This window comes from Saccharothrix sp. S26, assembly GCF_021390395.1.
Taxonomy (GTDB): Bacteria; Actinomycetota; Actinomycetes; order Mycobacteriales; family Pseudonocardiaceae; genus Actinosynnema.
In genome coordinates, this window is sequence record NZ_JAJUWT010000029.1 from 89,411 (window position 1) to 101,868 (window position 12,458).

Consider the following 12,458-nt stretch of genomic DNA (forward strand, 5'->3'; position numbering starts at 1 on the left):
CAACAGATCGCGGCGGCGGTGCGGCCGAAGTCGACGTACCGGCGGCGGGTGAGCCCCCCGATTCCTGCCATGGTTTCGAGTAGAGCAGCAAGCCCACATGGCGACAAGGTTTCGCGGCCCTGGTTCCACTGCCTGGGAAGCCCGCCGGTATCCTGGTGGCGCGGATGAGTCGGCAGGGCGGCCGCGTCGACGGTGCGAAAGCTCCGTCGCCGAGGAAAGTCCGGACTCCACAGGGCAGGGTGGTTGTCAACGGCAACCAGGGGCGACCCTCGGGACAGTGCCACAGAGAACAGACCGCCCCGGTGCGAGCCGGGGTAAGGGTGAAACGGTGGTGTAAGAGACCACCAGCGTCCCCGGTGACGGGGACGGCTAGGTAAACCCCACCCGGAGCAAGGCCAAGAGGGTGCCCCAGGGCACCTGCGCAGGCGTTCGAGGGCGGCCCGCCCGATGCCTGCGGGTAGGCCGCAAGAGCCTGTCGGCGACGGCAGGCCGAGATGGATGGCCGCCGAACGGGACCGCCGCGAGGCGCCCGGGAACAGAATCCGGCTTACATGCCGGCTCATCCGCTTTTTCGCCCGTTCGGGCGCGTCCGGTCGCCCTTTCCGCCGAGTCGACCGACCCACTGCTCCGCCTGTACATCCCTTGTCGCCCAGGGGTGTTACACAAATGACGCCGTTCGAGTGGTTGTCGGTATCAAGACCGTGCGCACCGCACCCTCCCCTCGCAGACCACGGGCTCTGGCCCGCGGAACCACGAGGAGGGAATTCCATGTCCAGCAACACCAGGCGTGCCACGACCTGGCTCGCCCTGACCGGTCTGATGGGCGCGGCGGCGATCACGGGGAGCGCCGCCGCCACCGCCGCCCCGGCGGAACTGCCGGTGTACGCGGTGCGGTCCGTCGGGAGCACCCCGGACCAGGCGGCCGCGTTGCAGCGCGCGTTCGGCCTCAAGGACGTCCAGCTCGCCGAGGACGGCACGGTGTCGTTCGCCGACGAGTCGACCTACCTGCGCGTGCCCGGCCTCGACCTCGGCGCGGGCAAGCCGGACGAGGAGGGCGCGGAGACCACCCAGACCGCGCTCGACCTCGACTCCCTGAGACGGCTGCGCGCCATCCCGGTCGAGGACGCCACCAAGCGCGCCCTCGAAGCGCTGCGCGGAGCCGGGCTGCTGCCCGCCAACGCCACCCCGACCGCCCGGCAGACGACGTTCGAGGTCGTCGACGCCAACCAGAACGCGGTCGTCACCGCGCCCCTGGACACCGCCGTGTCCTTCACCTTCACCCTCGACGGCGTGCCGCTGGAGGGCCCGGGCGCGAAGCTGCGCGTCGCGTTCGACGGTCAGGGCGCGGTCGCCGGCCTCACCCACGCCACCCGTGAGGTGGTGAAGGCCGGCAGCGTGCCGGTGCTGAGCCTGGACGAGGGCCGCGAGCGGTGCGCGAAGGTGTTCGGCGCGAGCGTGCGGCCCACCGGCGTGTCCTACGTGTACGAGGCCCCGCCGTTGAGCGAGAAGGTCGACCGGCTGGAGCCCGGCCTGCGGTGCGACGGCGTGAACTCCGACGGCGCGGCCGTGCAGTCGGTGATCGTCGGCGCGGCCGTGGACGCGCGGCTGCCGGAGCCGGACCCGGTGGACCCGCCGCGCGAGGAGGGCGCGGTCACCCCGCAGTGGACGTGGCGGGTCGACGTCGGCAGCGAGGGCACCGGCGCGTGCTCCGGCCTGCCGTGGACGGTGAACAACGTCAACGCGTTCAACAACCGGTTCACCGCCGCGGGCGTGCCGGTGCAGTTCAGCTGGGTCAACCACAACGCGTGGGAGCGCGACTTCAAGGACCCGGTGTTCCCCGGCGGCCAGGACCACCTCTACGCCGACGACGTCGACATGACCTACTGGCAGGGCCACGGCTCGCCGACCGGCTTCTCCTTCGCCGGGTGCAGCAGCAACACCGACACGTTCCTGTCCAAGGACGAGGCGCGCTGGGGCAACAAGGACGTCGAGTGGATGAGCCTGTTCACCTGCTCGATCCTGCAGGGCTCCGCGGGTGGCCAGAGCTGGGCGACGCGCTGGGGCAAGGCGTTCCGCGGCCTGCACCAGATCAACAGCTTCGACACCGTCTCCTACCACAGCGCCGTGCACGGCGGGAAGTTCGCGAACTACCTGGTGCGGACGCCGTTCCTGTGGTGGAACAAGCCGATGAAGGTCCGCGACGCGTGGGCGCAGGCGTCGATCGACACCCAGCCGGCGTCCGTGACGTGGGCGACCATGGGCCCCATCGGCGGCGGCGGGCTGGCCAACTTCAACGACTACTTCTGGAACAAGGGCCCGGTCGGCCCGGACACCCTGCCGACCTACGGCTACTGGCGCATCTCCGGGTCCAGCTGACCCGGCGGCACGCGTGAGGCGGGCGGGGTCCCTTCCGACACCTGGGGGTGGGAAGGGGCCCCGTCGCGCGTTCACGCGCGGCGGGAGGGGCGGCCCGGTGGCATCCGGAACACCGGGCGGAAGGCCGCGCCGCCGTTGTAGCGGCGCTCCAGCTCGGTCACGTACGCCTCGACGGCCGGGTTGACGATGTCGGCCAGGCTGCGCACGCCCGCGTCCGCCTCGTACGCCGCCAGGTAGGTCGCCGCGGCGCGCGCCCGCTCCAGCACGTCCTGGTCGAAGTTGACCGTCCGCTGCACCCGCCGCCCGGTTTGCCGGTCCGCACCGGTAACCTGATCATCGCCCGGGACGGTCATGGAGACGGTGATTTCGTTCACTCCACCGGCTGGTTCGGGCACGGCCTCGGTCGGCTGGGTCATCGGCGAGCCTCCTCGGCGTCGTCACTCCGGCATGCGGACCGTTCGGGTGCCCGTGGCTCGGCCGGACGGGGGAGTCGGCGTGACCGGCGGGGAGAGGGCCCCAGGCCGTGCACACAGTGCGTGACCAGGGGGTTCGCAGTCGGGTGAACTATCTCAGCAATCGGGAGAATCCGGGGACGTCGGTTCTCCACCGGCTCGCCCCGAACCATGATGTCTGTGGTCAGATTAGACGTAATCGACTGCCAGGGGAACGGCTCTTGATCTACCCACCGCTAGCCGACCGATACACCTCGTGACGAAGACGTGTTCTACTCGATAGCGCACCAACCGGACGGGCACCCCTCGGCCCGCCCGGCGAAGTCCTGCGTACTCAGGAGTACGAGATGACCGCCATGACCCTGGTAACACTCGCCCAGCAGCCGCCCGCTTTGGGCACAGGCGGGGTGCGCCAGTGGATCCTCGACAACCTGGTCCCCCTCCTCTTGCTCACCGTCGCGCTGCTGCTGCTCTGGCTCGGTGGTGGCAAGGGCGACAACGCCGGGGTCATGCGCCGCCTGGGCGGCGTCATCATCGCGTTGGCGATCATCGGTCTGGCCGTCACCACGAACGCGGGCGCCAACATCGGCCAGTGGATCGCCGGCCTGTTCACCGGCGGGTGACCCTTGCGGGTACGCACTGACGACGAGGTCTACCGGGTCGACGCCGTCTGGCTCGGCCCGCCCAGAGCAACCTTCCCCTGGCGTGCGCGGTACGTCGCCTGGGGTGTCGGCATCGTGGTCTTCCTGCTGGTCACCGCTGTCCAGCGCCAGGTCGGCTTCGGTTTCGACTTCATCAACACCGGCTGGGGCTTCGTGATCACGATCGCGTTGACCCGGTTCATCTGCGCGCGGATCAGCCACGAGCGCCCGCTGTCGTCGGTCCTGGCGATGTGGGTGCGCGAGCTGACCGCGCCGCGGGAGACCACGACGGGTCGGGGCGGCGCGGCCAGCGCCGCGCGGATCCGGGTCGCCCCGCAACGGCCCCGCAAGCGTCACAAGGGGGCGAAACGCGCGAGCGCCTCCGCCCGATCCCAGCACCGCAGGCAGCAAGACCGCCGTCAGAAGGAGGTGCGCGGTGTTCGGACGCCGGCGTGACCGTGACCGACGATCCGCTGCGCACGTGGCCCAGCACGCCGCCGCCGCGCGCGACGACCGCAAGGTCTACAGCAAGCGCGGGCGCCGCCTGCCGGGCGAGCAGTCCGTGCCGAGCTACACACCGTCGATCGCCGCCCGCAGCATCGACGGCCACCTGCTGCGCACCGGCCAGGAGGTCTACGCCTGGTACCGGCTCGCGCCGCAGCGCTGGTCGTTCCGGTCGGACTCGCAGCGCCAGGACCTGATCGCGGCGATCGCGGGCCAGTACGCCGAGCTTCAGGGCCGCTGGATGCACCTGCGCGTGACGACGCGGCCGTACCCGATCCGGATGTGGGCCGAGGCGCACGTGCACAACGCCGTGCGCCGGCTGCCCGACACCCCCGGCACGCTGAGCTTCGACGACTACATGGTCGGCGAGCAGCAGCAGCTGATGGGCCGGTCGATGGCCGAGAAGGAGGTCTACCTCGGCGTCCAGGTGCAGACCCGCAACATGATGGACCGCGCGGTCGAGCGCGCCGCACCCGTGCTGCGCAAGGTCTTCCCGGACGCGGTGGACGCCGAGCTGGTCGCCATCGAGTCCGAGATCGACCACCTCGACCAGGTGATCGGCTCCGCCGGTCTGGAAGGGCGTCCGGCCACGGCCGAGGAGATGTCCTGGCTGATGCACCGGTCGTGCTCGCTGGGCCTGCCCGCGCCGCGCAACCTGCCCGCCGTGCCCGGTGCGCCGTGGGAGCCGGAGGACCTCGCGTCCTTCACCGACGCGGCCGACTTCCACCAGGAGCCCTACGCGCCGACGGTGACCGTGCGCGGTCGCACGGGGTCGAACGCGGGCATCAAGCGGCACGTCGCCGTGCTCACCGTGGGCCTGATGCACGGCTTGCAGATCCCCGAGCAGGACGACCCGTGGGTGCAGCGCTCGGACCGGCTGCCCGCCGCGGTGGAGTGGTCGGCGCGGATCTACGTGCGGCGTCCCGAAGAGGTCTCCGGCGAGTTGCAGCGGCAGATGAGCAAGGTGCGCTCGCAGGTCCGCCACTACACCGACGAGCACGAGCTGGACCCGCCGCAGTCGTTGGCCCGCCAGGCGTCACGGGTGCTGGAGATCGACGACGAGATGACGTCGGGCTTCACCGCGCTGGGCACGCGGGTGCGCAGCTGGTGGCGGCTCGCGGTGTCCGGCCCGACCGAGCGCGAGGCGCTGCGGCTGGCCCAGGGCCTGCTCGACCTCTACAAGCCCAAGATCGCCATCGAGCACCCCGAGGCGCAGTACGCGATCGCGCGGGAGTTCATCCCGGGCGAGCCGCTGTCGTCGTCGGCCTACCTGCGGCGCGGTTCGGTGCTGTGGGCGGCGTCCGCGGTGCCGACCGCGACGGCCGAGGTGGGCGACCGCCGCGGCATCCTGCTGGGCGAGACGGTGACCGCGACCCGCCGCCCGGTGGCGTGGGACCCGTGGATGGCGCAGGAGCTGCGCGACTCGTCCGGCCTGACCGCGATGGTCGCGGGCCTGGGCGCGGGCAAGTCGTTCCTCGGCGGCGGCATCGTCTACAAGACGTTGCGGGCGGGCGCGCACTGGACGTTGCTGGACCCGTCCGGGCCGCTGGCGGCGCTGTGCGAGCTGCCCGAGCTCAAGCCGTACGCCCGGCCGATCAACCTGCTCAACGCGCAGGCGGGCATCCTCAACCCGTACCGGGTGGTGGCCGAGCCGCAGCTGGACCACTTCATGGACGAGGAGGACCCGGAACGGTCGTGGCGGCGGGAACGCGCGCTGGCCGCGGCCACCCGGCGTCGCCTCGTGCTCGACGTGCTGTCCGGCCTGCTGCCCTACGAGGTGTCGCGGTTGCCGCAGACCCGGATCGTGCTGCTGCGCGCGGTCCGAACGGTCGGCGGCCGGCCCGACGCGCACCCCGGCATGGTGTTCGAGGCGTTGCGGCGTGACGCGTCGGAGCACCACGAGCACGCGGTCGTCGTGGCGGACTTCCTGGACGAGATGCGGGAGCGCATGTCGCTGCTCATCCCCGAGCAGGACCTGGACCCGTACAACGAGGCGCGGGACGACCGGTTGACCGTGCTGACCATGGCGGGGCTGAACCTGCCGAAGGACGGCGTGGGCCGGGAGCACTGGACGGACGCCGAAGCGCTCGGCGTGGAGATGCTCAACCTCGCCGCGTGGCTGACCCAGCGGTCGATCTACGAGCGGCCGAAGGACCTGCGCAAGGGCGTCTGGATCGACGAGGCGTTCTTCCTGTCGGAGGTGCCCACGGGGCGCGTGCTGATGAACCGCTTCGCCCGCGACTCGCGCAAGTGGAACGTCCGCGTGCTGCTGTCCTCGCAGATCCCGGCCGACTTCCTCAAGATCCAGGGCTTCGTGACGCTGCTCGACTCGGTGTTCGTCGGCCGGCTGGACGACGACCAGGCCCAGGCGGACGCGTTGCGCCTGCTGAAGGTCCCGGTCGGGGCGGGCTACGAGCAGGTCGTGGCGTCACTGGGCCGTCGACCGGGCGGCGTGCGCAACAACGTCGAACGCGACCGCGCCCCGCGCCAGTTCATCTTCGGCGACGGCGCGGGCGGCGTGGAGCGGATCCGCATCGACTTCTCCGGGCCGCACCTGGAGCACCTGCGCAACGCCCTCGACACGACCCCGGACGCCCTTCGCGACGGCCAGGAGTCGACCGAGGTGGAGGTCTCCTCCCCACCGCAGGACCCGTTCGCCTACGCCGAGCAGTACACCGACGAGTACGACGACGAACTGGCCGCCGACCTGGAAGTCGGCCTGACCGACGAGCTGGTCGACTCGGCGCACGGCGAGGGAGGAAACCGCCGACCGGGCCGGGAAGGCAGCGCATGAGCACTCTCCTGTTGGTGGCGCTGGTCGCCGTCGCGCTCTACGCGCGACGGCGTATCAGACACGCGCGAGAGCACGCGACGCCCCATCGCCGACCGGGTCGCGCGCGCTGGCGGGCGATGGCCGTGGTCGTGGCGATCGTCAGCCTCCAGGTCGTCATCGGCGCGCCCGCGGCGCAAGCCGCCAACTGCGGCGAAGCCCCGAACCCGGAGTGGCAGGACACGGGCATGGTCGGCGCGATCGACCCGCCCGTCACGAAGGGCCTGCCCGGCACGCCGTACGCGGAGTACAACTACGCGGGCATGGTCTGGCACGTCTACCAGGAGAACTGCCTGAAGCTGCCGGACTCCGCGGCGGTGCTCGACACCTGGATGGGCAACCAGCTCTTCAACCTGTCCAAGAACATCGTCGGCGCGACGAACGCCTTGCACTACACGGTGATGCGGCAAGGCCTGCTGGCCCCGGTCGACGACGCCGTCCGGGCGGGTGTGCAGCGCGTCTACGACAACGTCTACCTGCGGTGGTTCGGCCTGGTGGCGTTGATCCTCGCGGTGCTGATGTTCCGCCAGATCTGGCGTGGCGACCTGGCGACCATCAGCAAACGCGGTCTGTGGGCACTGGCCGCCATGTGGCTCGCCACGTCAACCCTCGCCTTGCCGCAGTTCTACAGCTTCATGGACAACACGCTGGTCACGAAGACCTCCGAGATCCAGGCAGGCTTCGCCGCCTCGGCGGACGCCAACTCCTTGCACACGCTCCCGACCCGCCTGCACGACACCGTGGTCTACAAGAGTTGGCTGCGCGGCGAGTTCGGCCGGCCGGACGGTCCCACGGCCGAGCAGTTCGGACCCAGGCTCCTCGGTGCCCAGGCATGGTCCCGCGAAGAGCTCCTGGCCGGGAAGGAGGGCGACCAGGCGGCGTTGGACGCCAAGAAGGCCGAGTACAAGAACATCGCCACCCAGCTGGGCTCGGCGAAGGGCTACTTCACGGGCGCGGACGGCGGTCGGACCGGCGCCGGCTTCCTGTCCCTGCTGCAGGCGGTGGCGTTCTCGCTGTTCCAGCTGTTCGCCAAAGCGGCGGTCATGCTGGCGCAGTTGCTCCTGCGCATCCTGACCCTGGCCGGACCGCTGATCGGCCTGGTCGCCCTGATCCACCACGACCTGCTGCGCAAGGTCGGTCGGGCGGCCGCGGTCACCGTGTTCAACGTGCTCGTGCTCGCCGTCCTGGCCGGCACGCACGCGTTGCTGCTCCAAGCGATCCTCGACGCGAGCGGGATGTCCCTGCTCACCAAGGCGCTGCTCGGCCTGATGCTCACCGTCGTCTGCTTCATGGTCGGCAAGCCGCTGCGCCGGATGTGGCAGATGGTGGAGATGTCGGTCGGGTCGGCCAGCAACGCGCTGCCCATGCGCGGCGGGATCTTGTCGCGGTTGCGGAAGAAGAAGGAAGGGCCCTCGCCGCAGGAGGAGTTCTGGGACACCGTGCGCGAGACCGACCCGGACGGTGTCGAGGTGCCGCAGCGGGACCGGCGGCGGGTGCGGCCCGAGGCGGCCAACCCCGTGGCGGCGACGGCGCAGCGGTTGGACCGGGCGGGCAACAGCGTCGGCGAGTTGGGGTCGGCGGCCGGGGCGAACGGTGCGGTGGCGTTGCCCGCCGGTGGGCACGGCGGTCCGGCGGCGTTGCCGTCCGGGCGGTCGCGGGTGGTCGACGCGCCGCCGATCGCCGACCGGAACTACGACCGGCTGGACGACGCGGTGCTGGTGCCGTCACGGGTCGGTGGTCGGGTCGCGGACGCGCCGACCACCGTGCCGGGGCCGCGGCGCGCGGAGACGGAAGTCGTGGCGGGACGGCAGGTCCACGTGATCTACCGGCCGTCACGCGGGCTTGAGGTCAGGGACAGCTGATGCCGATCCGCACCAATCGCGGCCGCGCGGCCGTGTACCGACGCCTGTGGGGCTGGCCGTTGCGCTCGCCCCGCCACCTCGTGACCACGATCGTCGGCGTGATCGTCGTGGTCACCACGATCAGCGTGGTCATCCCGAACGCGATCAAGCCGCGGCCGGCGGGCAGCACGGCGGGTGGCACGTCCACCGCCGCCACCGCGGGCAACGGCACCCAGGTCGGCGTGCTGCCCACCGTCACGTCGAGCCCGCTGCCGACCAAGGCGCCGAGCCCCACGCCCGCGCCCACCTCCGCGCCGGTCAACGCCAACGCGCAGCTGGTCGCCGACATGTGGGTGGACGCGTTCGGCTCGTTCGAGGCGGGCAAGACGACCAAGGAGAAGTGGCTGGCCGGGCTCAAGCCGCACACCTCGGAGGAGCTGTTCCCCCGGTTGGCGTCGGTGGAGCCCGCGAACGTGCCCGTGGTGATCGACCAGCCGGTCAAGCCGATCAAGTCGTTCACCGACTCGGCGGAGTTCGAGGCCCAGCTGGAGGACGGCAGGCTCGTCGTGACCGTGGTGAAGCTTCCCGAGGGCTGGCGCGTGCACGAGTTCGACAAGGTGGGGTGACATGCTGAAGATCGGGCTGGTGGTCGTCGCGGTGGTGGCCGTGGTCGCCGTGACCGTCACCAACGGTGTCTCCACGGTGCTCAACGAGAACACGCCGTCGGAGGAAGCCGCCGGCATCCGCATGGCGAGCTGCAACGCCTCGATCGGCCCGTGGGAGGGCGGCGGCGAGGCGAAGGGCCGCGGTGACGCCGACCGCCTCACCGACGAGCAGCGCACCACCGTCGCCAACATCATCTCCATCGGCCGCAAGCGCCAACTGCCGCCGCTGGCGTGGCAGGTCGCGATCCAGGCGGGCATGACCGAGTCGGGGCTGCGCAGCCTGAACTACGGCGACCGGGACTCCCTGGGCATCTTCCAGATGCGCCCGTCGATGGGCTGGGGCACGCCCCACCAGGTCACCGACCCCGAGTACGCGATCAACAAGTTCTACGACGTGCTGCTCAAGCTGCCGGACTGGCAGGAGCAGCGGCCCGGTGACTCGGCCCAGGACGTGGAGCGGTCGGCGTTCCCCGACCGGTACCACAAGTGGGAGGCGATGGCGGCGTTCTTGATCGCGCAGGAGGGCGACGTCAGCGACCCGGCCGGCTGCGGCGAGAGCGTCGGCGGCTACCTGCTCGCGTCCAACGCCGCGGGCACCGCGATCGAGTTCACCAAGCAGCAGCTCGGCGAGCCGTACCTGTGGGGCGGCAACGGCCCGGACGCGTGGGACTGCTCCGGCATCCTGGTCAAGGCGTTCGCGGCGGCGGGCGTGAAGATCCCCCGGGTGGCGAACGACCAGTACATGTCCGGCGGGGCGTACCTGCCGGTGCGCGAGGCCAAGGCCGGTGACCTGATCTTCTGGGCGACCAACCCGGCCGACCCGGTCACCGTGCACCACGTGGGCATGTACCTGGGCAACGACGAGTACATCCACGCGCCGCAGACCGGCGACGTGGTGAAGATCAGCAAGATCAACTGGGATTACCACGAGTTGATGCCGCTGGCCGTCCGGCCGGGCGTGTAGGGAGGCGCGACGGTGTTCAACCACCAACCGATCCAGCGGCACGCGGGGCCGCCCGCGTCGAGCACGCCGACGCGGGACTACCTCAACACCCGGCCGCCGGGCACCGACCAGTCCTACGCGGTGCTGCCGCGGTCGCTGGTCGAGGCGATGCCGCTGCCGTGGCAGCAGCAGATGGCGCACCTGCTCGCCGACTTCCACCGCACGTACGCGCACCTGAACTGGCCGGTGTACCGGGTCGTGCCGTCCCGGGTGGAACGGCTGGTCGACCTGGACGAGGAGCAGTTGGCCGAGGTCGGCGCGATCGTCGAGATCGACGTGGACGGCGAGCTGGTCTACCGCGACCGCAGCGGCGCGGTGATCCCCGACCCCGAGCACCGCACGGTGCTGGTGTCGGTGCTCGACCCGATCCCGGGCGAGTTCGCCAACGCCAACCAGAACACGCCGCCGCGCGGCTTCCCCCAGCCGCCGGTGGTGCCGCAGCCGACCTACCCGCAGTCGGGCCCGCTCCCGGTGCAGCCGCCGCCGCGGTGAACATGACATGCGCGTGCGCGCATGGAAACCTGGGCGCATGGCTTCTGACCCGAACGCTTGGTACTACTGCCTGACCCACCAGACGGTCGAGCACGGTGTGGGCTGCCGGGGTGGGGACCGCATGGGCCCCTACCCCGACGAGGCCACGGCCCAGCGCGCGCTGGAACTGGCCCGCGAGCGGACCAAGGCCGAGGACAAGGCCGATAAGGAGTGGGGCAAGCGCTGAGGCCGGCTTAGGGTGCACCCCATGGTGATCCGCACCGGCCGAGCGGACCTGGACTTCGGCGGCATCCGGACCGAGTTCGGCCTGCCCGAGCAGTTCCCGGCCGCCGCGCTGGCCGAGGCGCGGGCGGCGGTGTCGCGCGACATCGGCCTGGACGGGCGCGAGGACGCGACCGGGCTGCCGCTGGTCACGATCGACCCGCCCGGCGCGAAGGACCTGGACCAGGCGCTGCTGGTGCAGCGGGTCGGGTCGGGCTTCCGGGTGCACTACGCGATCGCCGACCTGGGCGTGTTCGTCGAGCCCGACGGCGCGCTGGACGCCGAGGTGCGCAAGCGCGGCCAGACGCTGTACCTGCCCGACGGCAACGTGCCGCTGCACCCGCCGGTGCTGTCGGAGGGCGCGGCGAGCCTGCTGCCGGGGCAGACGCGGCCGTCGGTGCTGTGGACGTTCGAGTGCGGCCCGGACGGCGAGCCCACCGACGTGCGGGTGCGGCGCGCGGTCGTGCGGTCGACCGCGCGGTTCGACTACGAGGGCGTGCAGGCGCAGTTCGACGCGGGCACGCCCCACCCGTCGATCGAGGCGCTGCCGGACTTCGGCCGGCTGCGGCGGGAACGCGCGGCCGACCGGGGCGCGGTGGAGTTGCAGTTGCCGGAGCAGGAGATCGTGTCCAACGGCGACGGCGACTGGAAGCTCGTGGTCCGCCCGCGCGCCGACGTCGACGCCTGGAACGCGGAGATCTCCCTGCTCACGGGCATGTCCGCGGCCAAGATCATGCTGGCCGCGAAGGTCGGGGTGCTGCGCACGCTGCCCGACGCGGACGACGGCGCGGTGGACGTGTTGCGGCGCTCCGCGCACGCGCTGGGCGTGCCGTGGCCGGACGGCGTCACGCCGTCGCGGCTGCTCGCGGGCCTGGACCCGAGCCGCCCGGAGTCCTTGGCGCTGTTCGTGGACGCGACCCGGCTGCTGCGCGGCGCGGGCTACACGGCGTTCAACGGCGAGGTGCCCGCGGTGTCCACGCACGCCGGCCTGGCCGCGCCGTACGCGCACGTGACCGCGCCGTTGCGCCGGCTGGTGGACCGGTTCGCCACCGAGGTGTGCCTGGCCGTGACGGCGGGGCGCGCGGTGCCGGAGTGGCTGACCAGGGCGTTGCCGCAGCTGCCCGGCCTGATGGGTGGTTCGGACGCGCTGGCGGGCAAGGTCGACCGGGCGTGCCTGGACCAGGTCGAGGCGTGGGTGCTGGCCGACCGGGTGGGCCAGCGGTTCGAGGCGGTCGTGCTGCGGGCGGACGGGAACGGCGCGGACGTCTTCGTGCCCCAGCCGCCGGTGATGGGCCGCTGCACGGGCGAGGACCTGCCGGAGGGCGAGCGGATCGCGGTGCGGCTGGTGGAGGCCGACCCCGAGCGCCGCAAGGTGGTCTTCGAACGGCTGTGA

11 protein-coding genes and 1 other RNA gene are annotated in these 12,458 nt (G+C 71.7%); 11 read left to right on the forward strand and 1 reads right to left on the reverse strand.

Translation table 11 applies throughout. The features are described 5' to 3' along the window. Positions 1–165: 165 nt before the first annotated feature. Both rnpB and LZG04_RS36910 read left to right on the forward strand, forming a co-directional pair. Positions 166–566: RNase P RNA component class A (gene rnpB, locus LZG04_RS36905), an RNA gene on the forward strand. Between the two features lie 202 nt (positions 567–768). Beyond that, positions 769–2,376 (forward strand): DUF6345 domain-containing protein, encoded by a 1,608-nt coding sequence (locus LZG04_RS36910; RefSeq protein ID WP_233826122.1) that lies wholly within the window; start codon positions 769–771, stop codon positions 2,374–2,376. 71 nt (positions 2,377–2,447) lie between these two features. Here LZG04_RS36910 and LZG04_RS36915 read toward each other — a convergent pair whose 3' ends face one another. Next, complete coding sequence (locus LZG04_RS36915; RefSeq protein ID WP_233826124.1) at positions 2,448–2,792, reverse strand: hypothetical protein; 345 nt, start codon at positions 2,790–2,792, stop codon at positions 2,448–2,450. A gap of 383 nt (positions 2,793–3,175) precedes the next feature. On the opposite strand from LZG04_RS36915, the gene LZG04_RS36920 reads away from it, so the two are divergent. Genes LZG04_RS36920 through LZG04_RS36960 form a run of 9 tightly spaced genes read left to right on the forward strand, consistent with a single transcriptional unit; the run spans position 3,176 to position 12,458 of the window. Further along, positions 3,176–3,451, forward strand: coding sequence for a hypothetical protein (locus LZG04_RS36920; RefSeq protein ID WP_170185127.1), 276 nt, complete (start codon positions 3,176–3,178; stop codon positions 3,449–3,451). A gap of 3 nt (positions 3,452–3,454) precedes the next feature. Next, positions 3,455–3,925 (forward strand): hypothetical protein, encoded by a 471-nt coding sequence (locus LZG04_RS36925; RefSeq protein WP_233826126.1) that lies wholly within the window; start codon positions 3,455–3,457, stop codon positions 3,923–3,925. A 25-nt stretch (positions 3,926–3,950) separates the two neighbouring features. Beyond that, a complete protein-coding gene (locus LZG04_RS36930) occupies positions 3,951–6,767 on the forward strand; it encodes an ATP-binding protein (protein WP_233826128.1) in 2,817 nt (938 codons plus the stop codon). Continuing rightward, complete coding sequence (locus LZG04_RS36935; protein ID WP_233826129.1) at positions 6,764–8,665, forward strand: hypothetical protein; 1,902 nt, start codon at positions 6,764–6,766, stop codon at positions 8,663–8,665. The genes LZG04_RS36930 and LZG04_RS36935 overlap by 4 nt, the downstream gene beginning before the upstream one ends. After that, on the forward strand, positions 8,665–9,270 hold the full coding sequence (locus tag LZG04_RS36940; protein WP_233826130.1) for a hypothetical protein: 606 nt from the start codon (positions 8,665–8,667) through the stop codon (positions 9,268–9,270). The genes LZG04_RS36935 and LZG04_RS36940 overlap by 1 nt, the downstream gene beginning before the upstream one ends. A gap of 1 nt (position 9,271) precedes the next feature. After that, positions 9,272–10,273 carry a C40 family peptidase gene (locus tag LZG04_RS36945; RefSeq protein WP_233826131.1) on the forward strand — a complete coding sequence of 334 codons (1,002 nt, stop codon included), beginning with the start codon at positions 9,272–9,274 and terminating at the stop codon, positions 10,271–10,273. A 12-nt stretch (positions 10,274–10,285) separates the two neighbouring features. After that, positions 10,286–10,804, forward strand: a complete 519-nt coding sequence (locus LZG04_RS36950) for a hypothetical protein (protein ID WP_233826132.1) — start codon at positions 10,286–10,288, stop codon at positions 10,802–10,804. Between the two features lie 37 nt (positions 10,805–10,841). Further along, positions 10,842–11,030 carry a hypothetical protein gene (locus LZG04_RS36955; RefSeq protein ID WP_233826134.1) on the forward strand — a complete coding sequence of 63 codons (189 nt, stop codon included), beginning with the start codon at positions 10,842–10,844 and terminating at the stop codon, positions 11,028–11,030. A 21-nt stretch (positions 11,031–11,051) separates the two neighbouring features. Continuing rightward, positions 11,052–12,458, forward strand: coding sequence for an RNB domain-containing ribonuclease (locus tag LZG04_RS36960; RefSeq protein WP_233826136.1), 1,407 nt, complete (start codon positions 11,052–11,054; stop codon positions 12,456–12,458).